Source organism: Microbacterium sp. NPDC064978 (genome assembly GCF_044543605.1).
GTDB lineage: Bacteria > Actinomycetota > Actinomycetes > Actinomycetales > Microbacteriaceae > Microbacterium > Microbacterium meiriae.
This window is the reverse complement of sequence record NZ_JBITWF010000003.1, coordinates 402,613-425,229: the sequence shown is the minus strand read 5'-3', so window position 1 is coordinate 425,229 and position 22,617 is coordinate 402,613. Positions and strand designations below refer to the sequence as shown.

At 70.3% G+C, this 22,617-nt stretch carries 26 protein-coding genes; 16 read left to right on the top strand and 10 right to left on the bottom strand.

All coding sequences use genetic code 11. The annotated features are described in order from the left end of the window. The first annotated feature begins 30 nt into the window (after nucleotides 1-30). Nucleotides 31-633, top strand: coding sequence for a GNAT family protein (locus ACIGJI_RS12185; protein WP_363447139.1), 603 nt, complete (start codon nucleotides 31-33; stop codon nucleotides 631-633). Nucleotides 634-657: 24 nt separating this feature from the next. On the opposite strand, the gene ACIGJI_RS12180 is transcribed toward ACIGJI_RS12185, so the two are convergent. Beyond that, entirely contained in the window at nucleotides 658-864 is a 207-nt protein-coding gene (locus ACIGJI_RS12180; protein WP_025105563.1) for a hypothetical protein, read from the bottom strand. Between the two features lie 88 nt (nucleotides 865-952). Here ACIGJI_RS12180 and ACIGJI_RS12175 point away from each other — a divergent pair, with 88 nt between their 5' ends. Further along, a complete protein-coding gene (locus tag ACIGJI_RS12175; protein WP_259951445.1) occupies nucleotides 953-1,564 on the top strand; it encodes a flavodoxin family protein in 612 nt (203 codons plus the stop codon). A 9-nt stretch (nucleotides 1,565-1,573) separates the two neighbouring features. Here the strand turns inward: ACIGJI_RS12175 and ACIGJI_RS12170 are convergent, their stop codons facing one another. The 4 genes from ACIGJI_RS12170 to galU all read right to left on the bottom strand — a co-directional run bounded on the left by ACIGJI_RS12170 (nucleotide 1,574) and on the right by galU (nucleotide 4,460). Next, on the bottom strand, nucleotides 1,574-1,885 hold the full coding sequence (locus ACIGJI_RS12170; RefSeq protein WP_187662041.1) for a hypothetical protein: 312 nt from the start codon (nucleotides 1,883-1,885) through the stop codon (nucleotides 1,574-1,576). Between the two features lie 94 nt (nucleotides 1,886-1,979). Then, nucleotides 1,980-2,834, bottom strand: a complete 855-nt coding sequence (locus tag ACIGJI_RS12165; protein WP_363447141.1) for a hypothetical protein — start codon at nucleotides 2,832-2,834, stop codon at nucleotides 1,980-1,982. An 81-nt stretch (nucleotides 2,835-2,915) separates the two neighbouring features. Then, nucleotides 2,916-3,527, bottom strand: a complete 612-nt coding sequence (locus ACIGJI_RS12160) for a GNAT family N-acetyltransferase (protein WP_187664199.1) — start codon at nucleotides 3,525-3,527, stop codon at nucleotides 2,916-2,918. Nucleotides 3,528-3,572: 45 nt separating this feature from the next. Further along, nucleotides 3,573-4,460, bottom strand: coding sequence for a UTP--glucose-1-phosphate uridylyltransferase GalU (gene galU, locus ACIGJI_RS12155; protein ID WP_187662043.1), 888 nt, complete (start codon nucleotides 4,458-4,460; stop codon nucleotides 3,573-3,575). Nucleotides 4,461-4,500: 40 nt separating this feature from the next. Between galU and ACIGJI_RS12150 the strand changes: the two genes are divergently transcribed. From ACIGJI_RS12150 to mscL, 3 genes are read left to right on the top strand one after another with little or no spacing between them, the layout of a single operon-like run. After that, nucleotides 4,501-5,097 carry a 5-formyltetrahydrofolate cyclo-ligase gene (locus tag ACIGJI_RS12150; RefSeq protein WP_187662044.1) on the top strand — a complete coding sequence of 199 codons (597 nt, stop codon included), beginning with the start codon at nucleotides 4,501-4,503 and terminating at the stop codon, nucleotides 5,095-5,097. 15 nt (nucleotides 5,098-5,112) lie between these two features. Continuing rightward, complete coding sequence (locus ACIGJI_RS12145) at nucleotides 5,113-5,385, top strand: FmdB family zinc ribbon protein (RefSeq protein WP_025105556.1); 273 nt, start codon at nucleotides 5,113-5,115, stop codon at nucleotides 5,383-5,385. Between the two features lie 24 nt (nucleotides 5,386-5,409). Continuing rightward, nucleotides 5,410-5,841 (top strand): large conductance mechanosensitive channel protein MscL, encoded by a 432-nt coding sequence (gene mscL, locus ACIGJI_RS12140; RefSeq protein WP_259951442.1) that lies wholly within the window; start codon nucleotides 5,410-5,412, stop codon nucleotides 5,839-5,841. A gap of 71 nt (nucleotides 5,842-5,912) precedes the next feature. Here mscL and ACIGJI_RS12135 read toward each other — a convergent pair whose 3' ends face one another. Together ACIGJI_RS12135 and ACIGJI_RS12130 are read right to left on the bottom strand one after the other, a co-directional pair. Beyond that, nucleotides 5,913-6,110 (bottom strand): hypothetical protein, encoded by a 198-nt coding sequence (locus tag ACIGJI_RS12135; RefSeq protein WP_363447144.1) that lies wholly within the window; start codon nucleotides 6,108-6,110, stop codon nucleotides 5,913-5,915. Further along, nucleotides 6,103-9,783: an AAA family ATPase gene (locus ACIGJI_RS12130; protein ID WP_366244000.1), complete on the bottom strand. Its 3,681-nt coding sequence runs from the start codon at nucleotides 9,781-9,783 to the stop codon at nucleotides 6,103-6,105. Before ACIGJI_RS12130 ends, ACIGJI_RS12135 begins: the two co-directional genes overlap by 8 nt. A 227-nt stretch (nucleotides 9,784-10,010) precedes the next feature. On the opposite strand from ACIGJI_RS12130, the gene ACIGJI_RS12125 reads away from it, so the two are divergent. Continuing rightward, on the top strand, nucleotides 10,011-10,523 hold the full coding sequence (locus ACIGJI_RS12125; protein WP_187662048.1) for a methylated-DNA--[protein]-cysteine S-methyltransferase: 513 nt from the start codon (nucleotides 10,011-10,013) through the stop codon (nucleotides 10,521-10,523). A 66-nt stretch (nucleotides 10,524-10,589) separates the two neighbouring features. On the opposite strand, the gene ACIGJI_RS12120 is transcribed toward ACIGJI_RS12125, so the two are convergent. Together ACIGJI_RS12120 and ACIGJI_RS12115 are read right to left on the bottom strand one after the other, a co-directional pair. Next, nucleotides 10,590-12,227, bottom strand: coding sequence for a cation acetate symporter (locus ACIGJI_RS12120; protein ID WP_259951439.1), 1,638 nt, complete (start codon nucleotides 12,225-12,227; stop codon nucleotides 10,590-10,592). Next, nucleotides 12,224-12,571, bottom strand: coding sequence for a DUF485 domain-containing protein (locus ACIGJI_RS12115; protein WP_060921784.1), 348 nt, complete (start codon nucleotides 12,569-12,571; stop codon nucleotides 12,224-12,226). The genes ACIGJI_RS12120 and ACIGJI_RS12115 overlap by 4 nt, the downstream gene beginning before the upstream one ends. Before the next feature lie 109 nt (nucleotides 12,572-12,680). On the opposite strand from ACIGJI_RS12115, the gene ACIGJI_RS12110 reads away from it, so the two are divergent. Both ACIGJI_RS12110 and ACIGJI_RS12105 read left to right on the top strand, forming a co-directional pair. Continuing rightward, nucleotides 12,681-13,541, top strand: coding sequence for a LuxR C-terminal-related transcriptional regulator (locus ACIGJI_RS12110; RefSeq protein ID WP_315637896.1), 861 nt, complete (start codon nucleotides 12,681-12,683; stop codon nucleotides 13,539-13,541). A gap of 89 nt (nucleotides 13,542-13,630) precedes the next feature. Then, nucleotides 13,631-13,999 carry an Lsr2 family protein gene (locus tag ACIGJI_RS12105; protein ID WP_366244002.1) on the top strand — a complete coding sequence of 123 codons (369 nt, stop codon included), beginning with the start codon at nucleotides 13,631-13,633 and terminating at the stop codon, nucleotides 13,997-13,999. Nucleotides 14,000-14,016: 17 nt separating this feature from the next. Here ACIGJI_RS12105 and ACIGJI_RS12100 read toward each other — a convergent pair whose 3' ends face one another. Continuing rightward, nucleotides 14,017-14,649 carry a MarR family transcriptional regulator gene (locus tag ACIGJI_RS12100; protein WP_363447153.1) on the bottom strand — a complete coding sequence of 211 codons (633 nt, stop codon included), beginning with the start codon at nucleotides 14,647-14,649 and terminating at the stop codon, nucleotides 14,017-14,019. Between the two features lie 75 nt (nucleotides 14,650-14,724). Between ACIGJI_RS12100 and idi the strand changes: the two genes are divergently transcribed. The 8 genes from idi to ACIGJI_RS12060 are packed head-to-tail and all read left to right on the top strand — an operon-like array spanning nucleotide 14,725 to nucleotide 22,616. Then, nucleotides 14,725-15,246 (top strand): isopentenyl-diphosphate Delta-isomerase, encoded by a 522-nt coding sequence (gene idi / locus ACIGJI_RS12095; RefSeq protein WP_187662053.1) that lies wholly within the window; start codon nucleotides 14,725-14,727, stop codon nucleotides 15,244-15,246. A gap of 3 nt (nucleotides 15,247-15,249) precedes the next feature. Then, nucleotides 15,250-16,332 (top strand): polyprenyl synthetase family protein, encoded by a 1,083-nt coding sequence (locus tag ACIGJI_RS12090; protein WP_187662054.1) that lies wholly within the window; start codon nucleotides 15,250-15,252, stop codon nucleotides 16,330-16,332. Then, complete coding sequence (locus ACIGJI_RS12085) at nucleotides 16,329-17,237, top strand: squalene/phytoene synthase family protein (RefSeq protein WP_363447155.1); 909 nt, start codon at nucleotides 16,329-16,331, stop codon at nucleotides 17,235-17,237. Before ACIGJI_RS12090 ends, ACIGJI_RS12085 begins: the two co-directional genes overlap by 4 nt. Beyond that, nucleotides 17,234-18,826 (top strand): phytoene desaturase family protein, encoded by a 1,593-nt coding sequence (gene crtI / locus ACIGJI_RS12080; protein ID WP_363447157.1) that lies wholly within the window; start codon nucleotides 17,234-17,236, stop codon nucleotides 18,824-18,826. The genes ACIGJI_RS12085 and crtI overlap by 4 nt, the downstream gene beginning before the upstream one ends. Beyond that, entirely contained in the window at nucleotides 18,826-19,170 is a 345-nt protein-coding gene (locus ACIGJI_RS12075) for a lycopene cyclase domain-containing protein (protein ID WP_259951522.1), read from the top strand. Before crtI ends, ACIGJI_RS12075 begins: the two co-directional genes overlap by 1 nt. Next, complete coding sequence (locus tag ACIGJI_RS12070; RefSeq protein WP_363447159.1) at nucleotides 19,167-19,505, top strand: lycopene cyclase domain-containing protein; 339 nt, start codon at nucleotides 19,167-19,169, stop codon at nucleotides 19,503-19,505. Before ACIGJI_RS12075 ends, ACIGJI_RS12070 begins: the two co-directional genes overlap by 4 nt. Then, nucleotides 19,502-20,392 (top strand): prenyltransferase, encoded by an 891-nt coding sequence (locus ACIGJI_RS12065; RefSeq protein ID WP_187662058.1) that lies wholly within the window; start codon nucleotides 19,502-19,504, stop codon nucleotides 20,390-20,392. Before ACIGJI_RS12070 ends, ACIGJI_RS12065 begins: the two co-directional genes overlap by 4 nt. A 37-nt stretch (nucleotides 20,393-20,429) precedes the next feature. Further along, nucleotides 20,430-22,616: an MMPL family transporter gene (locus ACIGJI_RS12060; RefSeq protein ID WP_315637889.1), complete on the top strand. Its 2,187-nt coding sequence runs from the start codon at nucleotides 20,430-20,432 to the stop codon at nucleotides 22,614-22,616. Nucleotide 22,617: the final 1 nt, after the last annotated feature.

Genomic DNA, 22,617 nt, shown 5'->3' with positions numbered 1-22,617 from the left:
CGCAGCGCCCGACGCTGGTTGAATGACCTCATGGCCTTCCACGTCGCCCCCGCCGCCGTCACTCTCACCGGTGAGCTCGTCGAGCTCCGCCCTCTCGACCGGTCGCACGTCGACGGGCTCGTCGAAGCGGTCACCGAGGGCGACCTGTGGAAGACGGCCTGGTACACCTCTGTTCCGGCACCCGATGGAGTCGCCGCCGAGGTCGACCGGCGCCTGGGCCTCGTCGCCACCGGCGAGATGGTGCCGTTCACGGCCTTCGACGCCGCCGGTCGCGTGCTGGGGCTCACCTCGTACTACGACATCGTCGCCGACGTCCCCCGGCTGCACATCGGATACACCTGGAACCGCCCGTCCGCCCACGGCACGGGTACCAACGCGGAATCGAAGCTACTGCTCCTCCGCCACGCCTTCGAGACGCTCGGGGTCTTCCGGGTCGGGCTGACGACCCAGTGGGTGAACTTCCAGTCGCGCGCCGCGATCGAGCGACTGGGCGCGAAGCAGGACGGCGTGATGCGGGCCATGAGCCGCTACCGCAACGGCGCGCTCCGGGACAGCGTGGAGTACTCCATCATCGAGCCGGAGTGGCCGGCGGTGCGGGCGAACCTCGAAGCGAGGCTCGCCCGGCGACGGTGAGCGCGGGGCGCAGCCCCGCGGCGATCACTCGGTCGGGCTGCCGGTCCAGTTCTTGGAGCGACGCGTGGCGGAACCGCGCTGACGCATCGCGAACCCGAGGGCCAGCGAGACGAGCAAGATGCCGCCGACGAAGGTGAGCGCGGCGAGCGTGTCCGGCATCTCGTGCGCGATCCCCAGCAGCCAGAAGCCTCCGAGGAACATGATCATGAAGAAGAGGAAGCTGAGGATCACGGGATCTCCTGTCGTCGGTGCTCTACCAGGATAGCCCGGACCCGGAAAGGCCCTGTGCCGCCGCCGGGATCTCTGGTGGGGTCGGAGCATGAACACTCCACTCACCGCCGTCGCGATCTCCTGCACGCTCAAGCCCTCCCCCGCGTCGTCGAGCTCGGATCTGCTCGCGCGTCAGCTCCTCGATGCCCTCGCCGAGCACGGCGTGACGGGCGACCTCGTCCGAGCGGTCGATGTCGACATCCGACCCGGCGTCGAGAAGGACATGGGTGACGGCGACCAGTGGCCGACCCTGCGACAGCGCGTCCTCGACGCCGACATCCTCGTGTTCGTCACGCCCACGTGGATGGGACAGCACTCGAGCGTCGCCCAGCGCGTGCTGGAGCGCCTCGACGCCGAGCTCAGCGAGACGGACGAGCAGGGCCGCCCGATCCTGTTCGACAAGGTCGCCATCGCCGGCGTGCTCGGGAACGAGGACGGCGCTCACCACATCTCCGCGATCCTCTTCCAGGCGCTGAACGACATCGGGTACACGATCCCCGCGCAGACCTCGGTCTACTGGAACGGCGAGGCCATGCAGACCGTGGACTACAAGGACCTCGACGAGACTCCGGAGGCCGTGAGCTCCGCGATCACGACGGCAGCCCGGAACGCGGCGCACCTCGCGCAGCAGCTCGCCACACAGGCGTACCCCGCCGAGTAGCGGAGGCGCTCAGTCGGCCGGGCCGTCGATGACCTCGTCCACGAGGCTGATGCCCCCCGACGAGCTCGCCTCGACCATGAGGGCCTGGACCCACTTCACGTTCAGCTCCGGCGTCTCCGGCTCGCCGAAGGTGAAGCGCAGCGGGATCGACGGATGCAGCCAGATCGTCGAGCGCCCCGGCACATCCCCGTCCGGGTGCTTCCAGGACAGCGTGAAGCTCTCGTTCCGACGGAGTTTGGTCGCGATCGCGACCTTCAGATGGGCCAGGGCGCGGTCCTCGATCTGGATCTCGCTGCCGGAGCCGTACTGCATGGTTCCCATCCCACGACTTTACGGCCCCGAGCGGCGCTGACGCGAGGAGCGACACTCTCCCGCATCCGGTATCAGCGGTGGAGACCCGCGCTCACCGCAGCCGTCAACCGGCGGCCCGGCGCTGCAGAAGCCGGCGCACGTGCTCCTCGATCTCGGCGTCGTCGACGAATCCCATACGTGCGTACGGCGATTCCGTCGATGCCGCCGGGAGGGTGACCGGCGCCGGCGGCGCCATCTCCTCGGCACGGGCACGGAGCGCGGCCACTCGGGCGGCCTTGCGGCGCTCCTCCTGCGCATCGATCTCGGCGCGAGCCGCCTGTGCGCGGGATCCTGTGACCGACATCATCGGCTCCGGAAGTGGACGCGGAGTCCAGGTGGCGGGGCCCTGGTCGTGCAGGACCGGGGCCTCTCTCCTCTCGACGGTCTCGACCGCCGCGGCCTGCGGACGACGGGCGGCGCGCAGCGCGACCGACGCCATCCGCTGCAGGACCATGGTCGCCACGAGCGCGGTGGCTCCACCGCTCCAGAGGAGCACGGCGCCCCCGGTGGCGAGGAGCTGCCAGATGCCGAGACCGACGGCGACGAGTCCGAGCACGAGCGCGCCGGTCGCCGCCAGACGCACGCGGCGGCGGGCGCGGGCCTGACGGATCACGGGATCGGCGCGGGTCGCAGCGAGCTCCTGGCGGAGCGCTTCGAGCTCTGCGGCCTCCCGCTCGGCCTGCAACCGCTTCGCGAGCTTCTGCTGCGCGACGACGGTGCGGGCGTTGAGTTCCATGTGCACCTCGCCGGGAGTCTCACTCGTCTCGGCGAGGATCCGCAGCGCCTGATTCAGCCGCACGGCGTTGCGCTCAGCCGCGTTGTACTGGAAGCGGCCACGCCAGGAGGGCAGGAGATACAGCATCCACAGGAGCACGGCGACGAGCACGATCACTCCCCCACTCAGCACCGGCCCGTCCATAGGTCAACGGTAACGGCGGCGGACCGGCCGCGCCGTGCAGTCAGGGCGCGTGTCGCGGCGAGTCCTCCCGCGATGGGTGCGTCAGAGGGTGAGACGGTCCGCCGGCGGGATCGTCGCCGCCTGCGGCGGCACCTGTCCGTGGATCCACCGGGCGAGGACGCCCTGCGGAACCTCCTCCTGCGTGAGCGCGAAGGCGTAGTGATCACGCCAGTCCCCGTCGATGTGGATGTACCGGCGGCGCAGCCCCTCGTATCGGAAGCCGAGCTTCTGCACGACCCGCAGACTCGCGGCGTTCTCGGGGCGGATGCAGATCTCCATCCGATGCAACCCGTACTCCGTGAAACAGGCGTCCGTGGCGAGCGCGACCGCGGTCGGGGTGATCCCCCGACCCGCGAACCGCTCACTCACCCAGTAGCCGATCGTCGCCGAGCACAGCGAGCCCCGGGCGACGCCCCAGACGTTCAGCTGTCCGGCGACCTCGCCGTCGTACTCCATCACGAACGGGTAGCCGCCGCCGTCCCGATACTGCTGGAGCAGGCGACGGATGCTGACCCGCATGTCGAAGGAGACCGCTCCGTGCGGGATGGTCGCCTCCCACGGCTGCAGCCACGCGCGATTGGCGAGCAGCTCCTGCTGCAGAGGCCGCGCGTCCTTCGTCCGGATGAGACGCAGCTCGACCGGTCCGTGCCGCATCCCCGTCGACAGCTCCACGCCGCACCTCCGACGACCGCGAGGCGCCTAGAGGCGCTCCGCGAAGTCCTTGAGCCAGGGGCGGAGCTCGGAGCCCAGGTCGTCACGGTCGGCCGCGAGCTGCACGATCGCCTTGATGTAGTCCACGCGGTCACCGGTGTCGTAGCGGCGGCCTCCGAAGACGACGCCGACCACGCCGGGTCCGCCGTCCGCCGTCGCCAGCTCCTGGAGCGCGTCGGTGAGCTGGATCTCGCCGCCCTTGCCGGGTTCGGTGCGCTCGAGGATCTCGAAGACCGACGCCGGGAGCACGTAGCGACCGATGATCGCGAGGTTGGAGGGGGCGTCCTCCTTGGCGGGCTTCTCGACGAGGCCCGTGACACGAACGGCGTCCGAGCCCTCGATCGCCTCGACGGCGGCGGCGCCGTACATGTGGATGTTGTCCGGGTCGACCTCCATGAGGGCGATGACGGCGGCACCCGTGCGCTCGTGCTCCGCGATCATCTCCGTGAGCAGCGGGTCGCGCTCGTCGATGAGGTCGTCACCGAGCAGCACCGCGAACGAGCTGTCGCCGACGTGCGTCCGAGCGCGGAGCACGGCGTGGCCGAGACCCTTGGGCTCGCCCTGGCGGACGAAGTGGATGTCGGCGAGGTCGCTCGACTTCATCACGCGCTCCAGGCGACCGGTGTCGCCTTTCTCCATGAGCTTCACCTCGAGCTCCGGCACGGAGTCGAAGTGGTTGGAGATGGCGTTCTTGTTGCGCCCGATGATCACGAGGATGTCCTCGATCCCGGCGTTCGCCGCCTCCTCGACGACGTACTGGATCGCCGGCTTGTCGACGACGGGGAGCATCTCCTTCGGCATCGCCTTCGTCGCGGGCAGGAATCGTGTCCCCAGCCCGGCAGCGGGAATGACAGCCTTGATCTTCTCGTGAGCCATTCCCACAGCCTACCGGTGGGGGCCGCCCTAGACTCGGACCATGGCTAACGACGTCGAGCACGCCAAGCGAGCCCTCCGCGCGGAGCTGCGCGAGCGGCGTCAGCTGCTGTCCGATCCGCAACGCGAGGCCGCCGCCGAGGCGATCGGCGAACGCCTCGACGCCCTCGTCGACGAGCTCGGGGCCCGCTCCGTCTCCTGCTTCCTCTCCACCACCACGGAGCCGGGCACCAGGGAGTTCGTGACTCGCGCGGTCCGCCGCGGGATCCGGGTCCTCCTCCCGGTCACCCGCTCCGACGGACTGCTGGACTGGGCCGTCGCCGACGACACCGAGGAGATCGCGGAGGGCCTGTACGGGCTGCCGGAGCCCACCGGCGAGGTGCTCGGTCCGATCGCGGTGAACGACGTCGACCTGATGATCGTTCCCGCCGCCGCCGTCGACCGCTCGGGGATGCGCATGGGGTGGGGCCGCGGCTACTTCGACAAGACCATCGGCTCCATGGAGAAATGCCCTCCGGTGTACGCGGTGATCTATGATTCCGAGGTACTCGACGAACTGCCGCGTGAGGTGCACGACCAGCCGGTCGACGGCATCGTGACCCCGTCGCAGACGCTGCATCTGTCGCCCCGGCGACGCTGACCCGCAAGGACCGCCATGCCCACCTACGCCTATGCCTGCACCGCGTGCGGGCACCAGTTCGACGCCGTCCAGAGCTTCTCCGACGACGCGCTCACGGTCTGCCCCGAGTGCGGCGGCGCCCTGCGCAAGCAGTACGGCTCGATCGGCGTGACCTTCAACGGCTCCGGCTTCTATCGCACGGACTCGCGCGCCAAATCCGGGGGTTCGAAGGATGCTTCGGCATCATCGAAGTCGGATTCGACGACGAGCGCCAAACCGGCTGCTGCGTCGACTCCCGCCTCGAACTGAGGCCCAGTCGACTTGGGGGTTTCTATGCTCAAAGGTTTCAAGGACTTCCTGCTCCGCGGGAACGTCATCGATCTGGCCGTCGCGGTCGTCATCGGCACCGCCTTCACGGCCGTCGTGACGGCCGTGGTGAACAGCATCATCAACCCGCTCATCGCGCTCTTCCTCAAGGCCGATGCCGCCGGCAAGTTCGGCATCCCTGTCACCAACATCTACGGCGAAGAGGTCGTCTTCCCGATCGGCGACCTCATCTCGGCGCTCATCAGCTTCCTCGCCGTCGCCGCGGTGGTCTACTTCGTCTTCGTCCTGCCGATGAACACGTTCAAGGCCCACGTCGAGGCGCGCAAGGGCACGCCGGCCGAGGAGCCGGAGGAGGAGCCGGCCGCCGCGACCGAGGCGGAGCTGCTCGTCGAGATCCGCGATCTGCTCAAGACCCAGCAGGGCCCGCGCGGCGTCTGACCGCACCGCCCTCACGACCCACGGCTCTCCTCGGAGGGCCGTGGGTCTTCCTTTTTCCGGGGGCGGACGCGTCAGTAATGCGGGGGCACGTCGCGGAGGAGCTGGTCGTCGTTGGGCCCCTTCCGGTCACCCGGGGCGGACCGGCGCGGCGCTTGGCCCTGCGGGACCTCCGGCGCCGGGTCGCTGCCTTCGACAGGCGTCAGCCGCGCCCGCCGGGAGCCCGGCACCCGGACGACCCGCTGCCGCGGCTCGTCCCGGCCCTCAGTCATTCCGGTGATCGCCGAGATCGAGGGGCTGCGTGTCGTTCTCCGCGCGCGGGGACGTCTCCGAGATGCCGAGCACCGTCGCGATCCGGGACGCCACGGTGCGCGGGTCGCTGTAGAGGTCGAACGCGTGCACGCGGACGTAGTGCCAGCCGAGGCGACGGAGCACATGAGGGCGCAGCCGCAGCGTCTCGCGCAGGGATTCTCCCCGGGACTCCGGATCGGACTCGATCACGACCGCCTTGCCGTTGTGCTGCGCCACGAGCGGCAGGAGTCCCCGATAGTCGACGTCGACGGAAGCCCCGAGACGCCGGAGCTCCCTGGCCAGTGCGAGGGTGAGCGGGTCGGCCAGGTCCTCCAGTCGCGCGTCGCGGGCACGGGCCGCGAGACCGCCGAGGATCGACATGAGCGTGGCCGCGCCGTGCTCGAGGCGCCCGTCGTCGAAGGCCGAGGGGCGGATGGACGAGACGATGACCATCGAGCGCCGTGCCCGGGTCATCCCGACGGTCAGCAGTCGCTCGCCGTCCGGCGTCGACAGATCGCCGAAGTCGCTGAGGACGCGGCCGTGCTTCGTGAGCCCGAAGCCGAGGGAGAAGATGACGCGGTCGCGGCTCTCCGCGACGGACTCCTCGAGCGTCAGCACCGCGAACGGCTCCGCGGTGTCGCGGGCGACGAAGTCGGCGACGTCGGAGCGTCCCGCGAAGGCGGCGGTCACGGCGGCGCGCACGCGCTCGGCATGGCGGGTGCTGGCGGTGACGACCATGAGCGATTCGGTCGGGCGGTGCACCGCATGCTCGACGACGAGGGTGACGACGCGGGCGACCTCGGCGTCCGGGCTCTCGACGGCGCCCGAGACGGGGTCGGGCGCGCCGGTACCGCCTTCGACGTAGTCGACGGTGAGGCTGCCGCGCCCCAGGTACGAACCGGCCCACGGGAGGGAGACGATCTCGCCGCCGTAGAACGCGTCGTTGATGAGCTCCGCGAGATCCTCGCCGCCGGCCCGGTAGCTGCGGGTCAGGGTCATCACCGGGAACAGCTCGGACAGGCGCTCGAAGACCGAGACGTCATCGAACGGGACCTCCTCCTCCCACTCCTCGGCGGGGTCGACCGCGATGCGGAAGGGAGAGGGACGCTGCGTGACCGGATCGCCGAACGCCACGACCTGACGGGCGCGGCGGATGGCCGGAGCCGCCTCGGCGAGGTTGATGGCCGCGGCGTCGACGAGGAGCACGGTGTCGAACTCCACCGCATCCGGGATCTCCGGCACCAGATAGGGCGACGAGATCCAGACCGGAGCCAGCACGTCGACGAGGGTCGGCGCGGCGCTGACGACCTCCGCGGCCGTCGTCGCGGACTGGGTCAGGGCGCGGCGCAGGTTCTGCGACTGCTCGGGCTCGTCGACGATGGCGATGCGCCACTGGTTCGCGAGCTGCCACGCGAGCAGCGGCCCTGCCATGGCCGCATGGGCCTCGTCCACCAGCCGGAAATCGCGCTCGAGGCGGTCGACCACGGCGGTGTTCGCGCCGAGCAGCGCCCGGTTGTCCTGCAGTGCGCGCTCCAGGAGGGACTGCCACCAGGCGTACTCGAGCTCCTCCCCCACCCGCGCCTCGGAGACGTGCCGCACCGAGAGCTCGGTCAGCAGCGGCTCCAGGCCGAGGAGGGCGAGCTCGTCGCGCAGCTGGGCACGCTCGACGAGGTTCTCGAAGACGTCCGACTTCGCGGCGAGGCCGGCGAGCATGCGCACGAGCCGTGCGACCGGCAGGGACGAGAGGGGCTCGCGGCGGCCGAGGGCGGCATCGAGCTCCGCCAACTCCGCTTCGACCCGCTGCCATGCGGAGGACACATCGGCCAGACCGAGCGGGATCTCCGGAGCGACGCCCGCCTCCACGTACCGCTGCCACTGGGTGCGCTGGGTCTGGATGCGCAGCAGCGCCTCGTGCATCTCCGTCACGTGCACGCCCGGGCGGACGTATTCCTTGGCCAGGCGACGAAGCCGACGACGGTTGGCCCCCGACATCCCTGGCGCGTCGCGTCGCGAACCGTGGGCCTGGATGAGCTCCCCGAGCGGCCGCTCGAACACGGTGGGGCTGAAGCGGTCGAGCGTGTCGCGGATGCCCTCCAGCAGCCCGAGGTACTCGCCGAGTTCGTCGATCGTCGAGAAGGGCCGCATGTGCGTCTGCGCGATGAGCTCGTACCCGCGCTCGAGCAGGGCGGGCACGCTGTCGGCGTGCAGGCGTCCGGCGAGCTCGTGCGCGGCGCGGGCCGCCTCGGTGCTGCCGAAGGTGACGCCGTACCACGGCGAGTCGTTCGGCCCGACGCGGAACTCTCCGAGGCGCGCGGCCTGCGCCAGCGCCGCGGCCGCGTCCGTGCGGTCCCTCGCCAGCCTGCGCAGCGCATCCACGCTCAACCGCGCTGTCGTCGACGGGGGGACGGGAAGCGAGGCGAGCCGGGTGAGGTGTCGGGTCGCATCCAGCACGGAGGCGTCGAGACCGGGGACGGGGACGGTCAGCGCGTCGCGGTAGTCGCGCAGCACCGTGCGCAGCCGCACCAGCGCGTCGTCGACCTCGCTGACCTTCGGAGCCGTCGCCTTCTCGTTGCGTCCGATCGCGCGGACGAGATCGCGGCGCAGGCTCCCCGGCGACACCGCGAGGCTGTCCAGCCCGATACCGGCGAGGCGATGACGAACACCGTCGAGCGTGGACCGCCGGGCCGAGACGACGAGGACCTTCTTCCCGGCGCGGACCAGCTCCCCGAGCGCGTTGATGACGGTCTGCGTCCCTCCGGTGCCCGGAAGGGTCGCCACGGTGAGGGAGTGCCCGGCGGCGATGCGGGCCAGCACGGCCTCCTGCTCCGCATCCGCATCGAGCAGCAGGTTGTCCGACGCGGGCGCACGGTCGTCGGGCCCGACGTGGTGCGGGACGGCGCGGGGTGCCGTGACCTGCTCACGATCGCCGACGTGGCCGCCGAGCGCGTTGAGGACGGGATGATCGAGGCTGCCGCCGTCCTGGGCCATGGCGCCGGCGACGTCGGCGAAGGTGGAGACGACGAGTCGCGGTTCGACGGAGAACGTCTCGATGGATCGGGTCAGCGCGCGCAGGCTGTCGATCACGGGCTGGGGCTTGAAGATGCCGCCGTCGTACGCGAGTGCGGCGAGCGCCGACGCATCGAGGGTCAGCCCGAAGTGCTCGCGGGCGACCCGCACGAGCTCCGGGTTCACCTCGAACGCCCCCTGCAGCTTGAGCTCGAAATCGGTGTGATGGCGGCGGATCGCGAGCGGCCGCAGCAGGACGGGGGCGGCGAAGGCCGCCCCGCCGATGCGCCACCGTGCGACGCCGACGGCGAGGTGGACCGCTTCGATGCCGCGGACGGTGCGCAGCTCGGTGTTCTTGGCCGTGATGCGCTCGGCGGCGAGCCGCGCGGTGCGCAGACCCACCTCATCGCGGAAGAGGTTGGACAGGAGCGTCGACTTGCCGGTGATGAACTGCGGGAGGCTGCCGGGGTGCGCCTTGGAGATGTCGATGCCCGACTCCGGGCCATCGCGGAAGCTGCTCAACGGCGAAGGTCCACCCAGATCAGCCGCCTCCGCCCGCAGCCGCGTGCGCTCCGCCTCCGCGGCGTGCGCGATGCCGACGCCGGTGGACGAGTCGCGCAGGTCGCCGAGGGACACAGCGTTGTCCACCGCCGTGTTGTTCGCAGACCTGCTTTCCCGTCGCCACACACTGACACCCTAGGCGCGACACCGCCGGAGATCGGTATCCCCGGCGGGTTTCCGGTGAAAAACCGCCGGTGCGGCACTCGCTCGGACTACTCCTGCCCGCATGGTCGTGCGCTCTCGTTGTCCACGGAACGCGCGACGGACCCGGCGACCGGTTCTCCGCTGTCGACCCGGACGGTCAGGATGGGGACATGACCTTCCGCTACGACTTCGCTCCGACGCCCTTCGGCGATGCCCTCGCGGTCTTCTCCGACGACGGCATCGTGCGCTTCGATCTGTCCGAGTCCGCGGATCCGCAGGTGCCCTGGCTGCTGGAGGGCGTGTCTCGGCAGCTCGGCGCCGTCCCGGAGCCCGTGCCCGGAGCTGCCGACGAGCTCGTCCCGCTCCTGGAGGCGTACTTCGACGGAGAGCCCGTGCGCTTCGACGAGCATGTCGCTCTCGACTGGCGCCTCGTGGACGGCTTCCACCGGGCGGCGCTGCGCACCGTCTGCGAGATCCCGTGGGGACAGACACTGAGCTACGGGGAGGTCGCGGTCCTCGCCGGCCACCCCGGAGCGGCCAGGGCCGTCGGCACCGCCTGTCGGCTCACACCGTTCTCCCTCATCGTGCCCGTGCACCGGGTGGTGCGGTCCGACGGCTCCGCAGGGCACTACGGCGGTCACCCGGAACGGAAGAGGTTCCTGCTGGACCTCGAGTCCCGGTGAGTCCCCCGCCCCTCGGGTGCGGGCCCGGCGAGTAGGCCGCCGGGCCCGCACCCGTGGGGTGACGCGTCAGTGATCGACGGCCTTCTCCGCCCCGAAGCCGGTGAGAGAGCGCACCTCCATCTCGGCCGCCAGCTGGGGCGACTCCCGCCGGGTGCTGGTGATCGTCCCGAGCCAGCCGAGCGCGAACCCGAGCGGGATCGAGACGATGCCCGGGTTGTTCAGCGGCCAGATCGCGATGTCGATGCCGGGGATCATCGAGGTGGGCGTGCCGGAGAACACCGGCGACAGGATGATGAGGATGATCGCCGAGCCGAGCCCGCCGTACATGCTCCACACCGCACCGCGCGTCGTGAATCGGCGCCAGAACAGCGAGTAGAGGATCGTCGGCAGGTTGGCGGACGCCGCCACGGCGAACGCGAGGGCCACGAGGAAGGCGATGTTCTGCCCCTGCGCCCCGATGCCGCCGACGATCGCGAGGATGCCGATGACGATCACCGTCCGACGGGCGACCCGCACCTCGCCGTTGGGATCGGGCTCGACGGGCTTCCCCTCCGCGTCCTTGCGTCCCTTCTGGATGACGTTCGCGTAGATGTCGTGGGCGAACGACGCCGCCGCGGTGATCGTGAGTCCCGCGACGACGGCGAGGATCGTGGCGAACGCCACCGCGGAGATGAACCCAAGGAGCACCGGACCGCCGAGCTTGAGCGCCAGCAGCGGAGCCGCGGAGTTCACGCCCCCGGGTGCCGCCGCGATCACGTCGGCGCCGACGAGCGCGCCGGCGCCGTAGCCGAGCACGAGCGTCAGCAGGTAGAAGCCGCCGATCAGCCAGATCGCCCACACCACCGAACGCCGCGCCTCCTTGGCCGTCGGCACGGTGTAGAAGCGCATCAGCACGTGGGGCAGGCCCGCGGTGCCGAGCACCAGGGCCATCCCCAGCGAGAGGAAGTCCCACGGGTTCGCGCCGTACTGCAGGCCGGGCGCCAGCACCGCCTCCCCCTTGTCGGAGTTCGCCACGGCGGCCTCCAGCAGGGTGTTCAGGCTGAAGCCGTTGATCGCGAGGACCCAGATGGTCATCGCGAGGGCGCCGCCGATCAGCAGCACCGCCTTGACGATCTGCACCCAGGTGGTGCCCTTCATACCGCCGATCAGCACGTAGACGATCATGAGGATGCCGACGACTGCGATGACGACCGACTGCCCGACCCTCCCGTCGATCCCCAGGAGCAGCGACACGAGACCGCCTGCCCCGGCCATCTGCGCGAGGAGGTAGAAGAAGCACACCGCGAGCGTGGTGATCGCCGCCGCCATCCGCACCGGCCGCTGCTGCAACCGGAACGAGAGCACATCCGCCATGGTGAACTTGCCCGTGTTGCGCATGAGTTCGGCCACCAGCAGCAGGGCGACCAGCCAGGCGACGAGGAAGCCGATGGAGTACAGGAATCCGTCGTAGCCGTTGATCGCGATGGCACCGCAGATGCCCAGGAAGGATGCGGCGGACAGATAGTCGCCCGCGATCGCGAATCCGTTCTGAGGTCCGGTGAAGGACCTCCCCGCCGCGTAATAATCGGCGGCGGTCTTGTTGTTCCTGCTGGCGCGGATGACGATGAACAATGTCACCGCGACGAAGGCCAGGAAGATCGAGATGTTGAACACCGGGTTGATGTCGAGCGCGACATCCTCGGTGGCCGTGCGGATGATGCTCATGCGTCGGCCTGCGCCTTCTCGAGTTCTTCACGGATCTCCGACGCCAACGGATCGAGTTTCCTGTTGGCGAACGCGACATATGCCATCGTGATGGCGAACGTCGTCACGAACTGCCCGAGCCCGAAAAGCAGCCCGACGGTGATATCCCCCCATACGCGCTGCGCCATGAAATCGCGGGCGAATGCGGCCAGCAGGACGTAGACGAAATACCACACCAGGAAGAACGCGGCGAGGGGGAAGATGAATGACCGCTGCGTCCGTTTCAACCGCAGGAATCGAGGGGATTGCTCGACGGCGACGTAATCGATCGCACCGTTCTGAGGGGTCGGAACCTGTTCGCTCATGGGGCCTCCTTGCCACATGTCCGCTGCACGCGCGGCCGTCGCCGCCCGAGTGGTAGGGTCGACGCTACGAAACGGGGAACACCGCCGTCACCCCCGAAAGTAGGTATTCGTGAGCTCTCCGATCACCGTCGAACCCGAGGCGGAGCTCGTCGCCAACGCGGTGCGCGAGCTGGCGCGGCGCACGCGCTTCCCGGTGGCGTTCGGTGGGCTGATCGAAGAGGGCGTCGTGAGCGTCACGAGCATCGTCGGAGCCCGCACACGCGCTCTCGACGGTCTCCGCGTACGCCCCGAGCGCGGCCTCGGCGGGCGGGCCATGATGGAGCTGCGTCCGCGGATGACCAGCGACTACGGCTCCTCCCGCCAGATCACCCACGACTACGACGTCTTCGTCCTCGGCGAAGGCCTGCGGACCCTGCTCGCCCTGCCGATCGTCGTCCAGGGCCGCCCTCGCGGCGTGCTCTATGCCGGCGCGTGGGCGGAGGAGAGGATCGGCGGCGTGACGACGGCCCCGGCCATGCAGGTCGCCCAGTCCGTCGCGGACGAGCTGCGCATCCGCGACGAGGTGCAGCGGCGCCTCCGTGCCGCATCGCCGACACCCGCAGCGGTCGCGCCGGCACAGCGCGAGGAGCTGCGGGAGAGCTTCGCCGAGCTCCGCAGCATCGCCGCGACCGTCGACGACGCCGGCATCCGCGCGCGGCTGGCGCAGGTCGAGCGCCGGCTGCTGACCCTCGCCGGAGATGACCTGCCGACGACCACGACCGGCCCGGTCCCCGTCGTCCACCTCTCCCCGCGCGAGACGGATGTCCTGGCCTGCGCCGCCCTGGGATCGACGAATGCGGAGATCGCCGCGCACCTCGGTCTGCGGGAAGGGACGGTCAAGGCCTATCTCGGCACCGCGATGTCGAAATTGGATGCGTCGACGCGGCATGCCGCCGTGACCAAAGCGCGTCGCGCCGGCCTTCTCCCCTGAATCGACATTCTCAGCGCCTGCGTCATTGTTCGCCATGACGGAACGGCCTTTGTTGTGCGCATTCCCGCACCCGCGATAAAGTCGGCCCCATGGCGAGACGAATTGTGCACCAGCTGGTCGACGACATCGACGGCACCGTCCTGGAGGTCGGGGAAGGCGAGACCGTGCATTTCTCGCTGAACGGCACCTCCTACGAGATCGATCTGAATTCCGCGCACGCCGAGGAATTGCGACAGGCACTCGAGCCCTACATCACGGCCGGGCGTCGGGCCGGATCGGGAGCGGCGTCCGGCGGAGGACGGTCCTCGTCCTCGTCCTCGTCCTCGTCGCGGAAGCGGCCCTCACGCAACCCGGAGGTCGCCGCGATCCGCGCCTGGGCGAAGGAGAACGGCTACACGCTCTCGGAGCGGGGTCGCGTACCGGCTCCCATCCTCGAGGCCTACCGCGCCGCACATTGACCCGGTCCCGCCCCACCTCACGGTCGGGCGGGATCTTCTTTCGCACCCTCGAGCGCCCACGCCTCATCGCGGAGGGTGATCTCCTCCGTCATGTCCAGGAGGAAGCGGATCACGACCTCCCGCTCCGCCGCCGACAGTCGCGCCGCCGCGTAGAAGCGCTTGGCCTGCTGCCGCCCGACCGTCTCCATCGCGGCGTGCCTGGTCTCGGGGGTGATGGTGATCGCGAGGGCTCGTCGGTCGGTGGGATGCGGCGAGCGCCGGATGTGCCCACCCTTCTCCAGCCGGTCGAGCAGCTTCGTCGTCGCGGCGGTGGAGACCCCGAGATGGTGGGCGATCCCGCTGGGCGTCGCCACGACCGTTCGGTTGTCGCACACGATCAGGTAGTGCAGCGCGCGCATGTCGGTCTCGTTCAGCTGCATGTAGTGCCGGGACGCCTGCGAGAGACGCTGCTCAGCCTCGCGCAGCCCGCCGAGCGCCTCCATGAGGCGTCCGATCTGACGCAGATCCTCCGGGGCGACGCCCGAACGATCGACGAGCGTACTGCGCGGGTCGCTGGCGTCGACGTCGTAGATGGACCCCTGAGCGAGTTCGTCCCGCTCCGCCGCCGCCGTCGCGTGGGCGACCGGGGTGGTGCGGGGCTCGGAGGGCATGCGATCATGTTACACACCAACAGCTTCATGCTAAGTTGATATTTCGCCAGGTTAGCTAAACGACGAGAGGACGCCATGGACAACGTCACACTCCTCGCCGAAGACGGGACTGCCGTCGGCATCCTGCCCAAGAGCGAAGTCCACACGACCGACACTCCTCTCCACCTCGCCTTCTCCTGCTATGTGCAGGATCGAGAGGGACGCCTCCTCGTCACGCGTCGCGCGCTCGGCAAGCGCACCTGGCCCGGGGTCTGGACCAACAGCTTCTGCGGGCACCCGCAGCCCGGCGAGGACATGGCCGATGCGGTGCGACGGCGCGGCTCCGACGAACTGGGGATCCAGGTGACCGAGATCCGCCTCGCTCTCCCCGACTACCGCTACCGCGCCGTGGACGCGAGTGGCATCGTGGAGAACGAGATCTGTCCGGTGCACGTCGCGGTGGTCGACGAGCAGCCCTCGGCGAACCCGGACGAGGTGGCGGAGTGGGAGTGGGTCGATGTCGATGACCTGCTCGCCGCGGTCATCCGCACCCCCTTCGCCTTCAGCCCCTGGCTCGCCGAGCAGCTCCCGCTCCTCCGTCGACACGGGGAGGTCTGAGCCATGGCGGTCATGGTGACAGAAGAAGACCTCGGCACCAGGATCGAGGCGGTGCTGCGACGACGGTTCGCCGAGCGCACTGCCGCCGCCGAGCACTACGGGGCGGAGTTCGCCGCCCTGTGGCACACGGCCGCCGAGCACGCCCTCGGCGGGAAGCTCCTGCGCCCGCGCATGCTCATGGACCTGCTGTCCGCACTCGCCACGACCCCCCTCACGGAGAAGGACACGGCGCGGGCGATCGACGTGGCCGCTCATGTCGAGCTGCTGCATTTCGCGTTCCTCCTGCACGACGACGTCATCGACGGCGACCTCACCCGCCGCCGCCGTCCCAATCTCATCGGTTCCCTGGTCTCCCGTCGCCCCGACGAGGCCGGCGATGCGGCGCTGCACTGGGGCCGCTCGAGCGCCATCCTCCTCGGAGACCTCCTGCTCTCCACCGCCGTGCTCGGCTTCGCCCGTGCCGACGTCCCCGCGCCGCGACGGGAGCGGCTCCTCGCTCTCCTCGAGACGACCGTGTTCGAGACCGTCGCCGGGGAGCACTCCGACGTCGCCCTCAGCGACGGCATCATCGCGGCCGACCTCCGCACCATCCTCGCCACCAGCGCGTCGAAGACCGCCGCCTACTCGTTCGTCCTCCCGCTCCGCGCGGCGGCTATCCTGTCCGGCGCTCCGACCGCCGCCGAGGAGCAGCTGACCGAGATCGGCGGCCACCTCGGTCTCGCCTACCAGCTGCAGGACGATCTGCTGTCGGTGTTCGGGGACCCGGACGCTCACGGCAAGGACCCGTATTCCGATCTCCGCGAGGGCAAGGAGACCGCGATCATCGCGTACGCCCGGATGACCAGCCACTGGCCCGGCATCGAATTGCGGTTCGGCGAGAACGACCTCAGCATCGACGACGCGGCGGAGATGCGCGACCGCCTCCGCGAGTGCGGCGCGGAGGGATTCGTCCGAGGACTCGTGGAGGAGCAGCTCGCGGCCGTGTCGACGGTCCTGGCGGAAGCCGAGGAGGCGGGCACGCTCTCGGCCGACGCCGGACGCATCATCCTCGCTCTGGCCGACCGGATCGAGGGCCGCAGCCGATGACCGCGACCCCTTCCGAGCCCCGCGACGACGCGGCGCTGCGACGCTTCAGCCGGACTGCCGAGATCGCGACATCCGACGTCATCCGCACCTACTCGACGTCGTTCGGACTGGCGACGCGTCTTCTCGGGCGACGCCATCGCCAGCACGTGCGCAACATCTACGCCATGGTGCGCATCGCGGACGAGATCGTCGACGGCGTCGCCGCCGAGGCCGGACTCGATGCGGGTGCACAGGCCGCGGCCCTGGACTCCTACATCACGGAGACCCATCGCTCCATGCGGACCGGCTACAGCAGCGATCTCATCCTGCACGCGTTCGCGCGAACGGCGCGCGAGTGCGGGATCGGCGAAGACCTCACCCAGCCGTTCTTCGACTCGATGAGGGCCGACATCGCCGGCCCGTCCGGCTTCACCGCCTATGACGCCGACGCACACGCCGCGTACGTCTACGGCTCGGCGGAGGTCGTCGGCCTGATGTGCCTGCGGGTCTTCCTGCGCGACGCCACGCGGACGCCGGAGGAGCTCGACATCCTCGACCGCGGAGCGCGTCGGCTGGGCGCCGCGTTCCAGAACGTGAACTTCCTCCGTGACCTCGCCGACGACACCGACCGCCTGCAGCGCGGCTACCTCGGCGGCACGGAACCTCTCACCGACGCCGACCGCGACGCCTGGGTCGACACCGTCCACCGTCAGCTCGCCGACGCGAGAGCCGCGATCCCGCTGCTCCCGAAGGACGCCCGTGCCGCTGTCCGGAGCGCCCTCGCCCTCTTCGCCGCCCTGACGCACCGCGTCGCACGCACGCCGGCTGCGGAGCTGTACCGCCGCCGGGTGCGCGTGCCGGACCCGATCAAGGCGCTGCTCGCTGCGCGCGCCGTCCTCGTCACGGCCCTGGAGCGGGACCGATGAGCCGCGTCGTCGTCATCGGCGCGGGCGTGGCCGGTCTGGCCACGGCCGGGCTGCTCGCGCGCGACGGACATGACGTCGTGGTGCTGGAGAAGAACGACCGCGTCGGCGGACGGGCGGGCACCATCGAGCGCGATGGTTTCCGATTCGACTCCGGCCCGTCGTGGTACCTCATGCCCGAGGTCTTCGACCACTACTTCGCGATGATGGGGACCAGCACCGAGGAGCAGCTCGACCTGACGCTGCTGGATCCGGGGTACCGCGTCTACCGCTCGCCCGAGTCCGGCGACGACCCCGTGACGGTGCCCGCCGGGCGGGAAGCCGTGTCCGCGCTGTTCGAGTCGATGGAACCCGGCTCCGCCGCGGCACTCGAGACCTATCTCGCCTCCGCCCACGATGCCGGCTCCATGGCGAGGCGGTACTTCCTCTACAACCCGTTCACCCGCACCAGGACCCTCGCCGCTCCCGAGGTGGTGCGCGCGCTGCCGCGACTGTTCTCGCTGCTCGGCACGCGCCTCCAGGCCTTCGCCGCCCGGCGCTTCCGGCACCCGGTGCTGCGGCAGATCCTCGGGTACCCCGCCGTCTTCCTCGGCACCGACCCGCGGACGGCGCCGGCGATGTACCACCTGATGAGCGCGCTCGACCTCGACCAGGGCGTTCTGTATCCGCAGGGCGGCTTCTGGCGTGTCGTCGAGCGGTTGGCGGCGCTGGCCCAGGATGCCGGCGCGCGGATCGTCACGGGTGCCGAGGTCACCGGGATCCGCACGCAGGACGCAGACGGTGCGACCCACGTGACCGGTGTCGGCTGGACGGACCGAGACGGCCATCAGCACGTCGAGGACGCGGACATCGTCGTCTCCGGCGCCGACCTCCACCACACCGAGACGGCGCTGCTGCCTCCCACGCTGCAGTCCTATCCGGAGTCCTGGTGGGCACGGCGCACGAGCGGACCCGGCGGCGTGCTCGTGATGCTCGGCGTCCGCGGGACCCTGCCCGAGCTCCCCCATCACTCGCTGTTCTTCACCGACGACTGGGATGCGAACTTCGACGCGATCTTCGGTCGCACCCCCGGCGTCCCCACGCCGGCGTCCACCTACGTCTGTCGGCCCAGCGCGACGGACGCGGGGGTCGCGCCGGACGGGCACGAGAACCTCTTCGTCCTGATCCCGGTCCCGGCCGACGTCGAGCTCGGCCACGGCGGGAGCGACGGTGCCGGCTCGCCGAAGGTCGAGAAGGCCGCGGACGCCGCGATCGACATGATCGCAGCGTGGTCGGGGATCCCCGACCTGCGCGAGCGGATCGTGGTCAGGGAGACCGTGGGTCCGGCCGACTTCCGCGACGACTACCACTCGTGGCGGGGCGGGATGCTCGGCCCCGCGCACATCCTCTCGCAGAGCGCCATGTTCCGCGCGCAGAACGCCTCCCGGCGCGTGCGGGGGCTGTACTACGCCGGAGCGACCACCGCGCCCGGCGTCGGCGTGCCGATGTGCCTCATCAGCGCCGAGATCGTGCTCAAGCGCATCCGAGGCGACCACTCGCCCGGCCCGTTGCCGGAGCCGGCCACCCGAACCGCCACACCCGAGAAGGCATGATGGGCGCGATCTACCTGACCGCCCTGCTCGTCTCCCTCGGCTGCATGCTGCTGCTCGACTGGCGGTTCCGTCTCTTCTTCTGGCGGGATGCCGTGTCGGCGGCCATCGTCACGATCGTCGGACTCGCCTTCTTCCTCGTCTGGGACGTGGCCGGCATCGCGGCGGGGATCTTCTTCCGCGGCGAGGCGGCGATCGCCACGGGTATCGTCCTGGCTCCGGAGCTTCCCCTGGAGGAGCCGATCTTCCTGATCTTCCTCGTCGTCTGCACGATGGTGCTCTACGGCGGCGCCGTCCGGCTTCTGGATCGCCGTCGGGTCAGCGCCGGGGAGGGAGCGGCGCGATGACCTACCTGCAGCTGTCCGCCGTGTTCCTCGCCGTCGCCGCTCTGGCCGCGGTCGCCCTCTGCGTCGGAGCGCGGCGCACCCCGCACCTCGGCGCCCTCACGCTCACCGCGCTCGCTCTCCTCGTGCTGACCGCCGTGTTCGACACCGTCATGATCGCCACCGGGCTGTTCCACTACGCGCCGACGCAGCTCGCCGGCGTGCACATCGGTCTCGCGCCGCTCGAGGACTTCGCGTATCCGCTGGCCGGGGTGCTGCTGCTCCCCGCGCTGTGGACCGTCCTGCGCGCGCGCCGATCCCTGACGCGCACCGCCACAGACCGGGAGGAGCACGCATGACGGAGAAGACCTCCCGCGGCGGCATCGGCCACGACATCGCCCAGATCCTCCTCTCGTCCCGGCCGATCAGCTGGATCAACACGGCCTTCCCCTTCGCCGCCGCCTACCTGCTGAGCACCAGGGAGATCGACGCGACCTTCGTGATCGGCACCCTGTACTTCCTGGTGCCGTACAACCTCGCGATGTACGGCATCAACGACGTCTTCGACTACGCCTCCGACCTGGCGAACCCCCGCAAGGGCGGGATCGAGGGCGCGCTGCTGTCCCCGCGCATCCACCGCGCGACGCTGTGGGCGGCGGCCGCCACGAACGTGCCGTTCCTGGTCTACCTCTTCGCCGTCGGCACCCCGGCGTCGTGGCTGTGGCTCGCCGTGAGCGTCTTCGCCGTCCTCGCCTACTCGGCTCCGGTGCTGCGCTTCAAGGAGCGCCCGTTCCTGGACTCCGTGACCTCCAGCACGCACTTCGTCAGCCCCGCCCTCGTCGGCCTCTCCCTCGCCGGAGCGCCCGTCACCACGACCAGCGTCCTCGTGCTCGTCGCGTTCTTCCTCTGGGGCATGGCCGCTCACGCGTTCGGTGCCGTGCAGGACATCGGGCCCGATCGCGAGGGTGGCATCTCCTCCATCGCGACCGTGATCGGCGCGAGGGCGACCGTCCGGCTCTCCCTCGTGCTGTGGGCCGTCGCCGGCGGTGCGATGCTGCTGACCCCGTGGCCGGGACCGCTCGCCGCCGTGCTGGCGCTGCCCTACATCGTCAACGCCGCGCCGTGGTGGAACGTCACCGACGAGACGTCGGCCGGGACCAACCGCGCCTGGCGCCGGTTCATCGCACTCAACTACATCGCCGGCTTCCTCGCCACGATGATCCTCATCCTCGCCTGGGTCTCCTGACCCTTCGCGCCCCGCCCCCTCTCCCGAAAGGACCCCGATGTCCCGCCCCGCCCCCGCACCGACGCCGCCGACCCGCGAGCGCACCCGACGCCACTCCTGGCTGCGCGTGTTCCTCCCGGTCGCCCTCATCCTGGTGTGGCTGGCGGGTGCCTCCTTCGGCGGTCCGCTGTTCGGCAAGGTCGACGAGGTGTCGTCCAACGATCAGACGACGTACCTGCCGGAGTCCGCGGACGCCACGACGGTGCAGCAGCTCCTCGGTGAGTTCACCGACAGCGACGCGATCCCGGCGATCGCGGTCTTCACCTCCGAGGAGGAGCTGACGCCGTCCGAACTCGAGGCGATCTCCGCCGCGGTGGCGGACGCCCCGGACGTGGAGGGGGTCACTGACGACGTCTCCCCCGCGCTCCCCTCCGAGGACGGCCGGGCCGTGCAGGCCTTCATCCCGATCGACGGCGACGCCGAGCTCAGCGATGCCACCGCCGCTCTCGGCGACGAGCTGCGCGCGGCGGTACCGGACGACATCACGGTCTACATCACGGGGCCGGCAGGCTTCACAGCCGACCTCGCCGCCGGGTTCGCCGGCATCGACGGACTCCTGCTCGGTGTCGCCCTGCTCGCCGTGCTCGTGATCCTCGTCCTCGTCTACCGTTCGTTCCTGCTGCCGCTCGTCGTGCTCTCCACGAGCCTGTTCGCGCTGTGCGTCGCTCTCCTCGTCGTGTGGTGGCTGGCGAAATGGGAGATCCTGCTGCTCAGCGGGCAGACCCAGGGGATCCTCTTCATCCTCGTGATCGGCGCCGCCACCGACTACGCGCTCCTGTTCGTCGCGCGGTTCCGGGAGGAGCTGCGGGTCGCGCAGGACAAGGGCGTCGCCCTCCTCGCCGCGTGGAAGGGATCGGTCGAGCCGATCGTCGCCTCCGGAGGCACCGTGATCGCGGGACTCCTGTGCCTCCTGCTCAGCGACCTGAAGTCGAACAGCACCCTCGGCCCGGTCGCGGCGATCGGCATCGTGTTCGCGATGCTCTCGGCCCTCACGCTCCTGCCCGCGCTGCTGCTGCTGTTCGGACGCGCGGTCTTCTGGCCCCGGCGTCCCCGGTTCGAGCCCGAGGTCGTGGCCGAGGAGCACGGCATGCGCACCACCGGTCTGTGGGCGCGGCTGTCCGGCCTCATCAAGAAGCGTCCCCGCGTCATCTGGATCGCGACCACCCTCGTCCTCCTCGCCGGCGCGGCCGGGGTCACCCAGCTCGACGCGCAGGGCGTCCCGCAGTCCGACCTCGTGCTCGGGGCGTCGGAGGCGCGCGACGGTCAGGTCGCACTCGGTGAGCATTTCCCCGGCGGCTCAGGGAGCCCCGTCTCCGTGATCGTGGACGAGGACCGCCTGCAGGACGCCGCCGACGTGCTCCTCGCGAACGACGGGATCGACGGGGTGACCGTCACCGCGGCCGATTCCCCGAGCGGGTCCGCCCCGGTGACGACGGACGGGATCACGGCCGTCGGCCCTCCCGGGACCCCCGCTCCGGAGCCCACGACAGTCGACGGACAGGTGCTCCTGCAGGGGACGCTGACGGATGCGGCCGATTCCGCCGCGGCCGCCTCCACCGTGCGCGAGCTGCGCGGAGAGCTCGACGACATCGGAGCCGTGGTGGGCGGGGTGACGGCCACCTCGATCGACACGAACGACGCGTCCATCCACGACCGCAACCTCATCATCCCGGTGATCCTCGTCGTCATCATGATCATCCTGATGCTGCTCCTGCGCTCGATCCTGGCGCCGGTGCTGCTGATCCTCACGACGGTGCTGTCCTTCGGTACGGCGATGGGCGTCTCGGCGCTGGTGTTCAACGGCATCTTCGACTTCCCCGGTGCCGACCCCGCGGTCCCGCTCTACGGCTTCGTGTTCCTCGTCGCCCTGGGCATCGACTACAACATCTTCCTCATGACGAGGGTGCGGGAGGAGTCGAAGCAGCACGGGACGAGGGAGGGCATCCTCCGCGGGCTCTCCATCACCGGCGGCGTGATCACCTCCGCCGGGCTGGTGCTGGCGGCGACGTTCGCGGCACTGTCGGTGATCCCGATCCTCTTCCTCGTGCAGCTCGCGTTCATCGTCGCGTTCGGCGTGCTGCTGGACACGTTCGTGGTGCGTTCGCTCCTCGTGCCCGCACTCGCCTACGACATCGGGAAGACCATCTGGTGGCCGTCGAAGCTGTGGCGGCGCGGGCAGCCCTGAC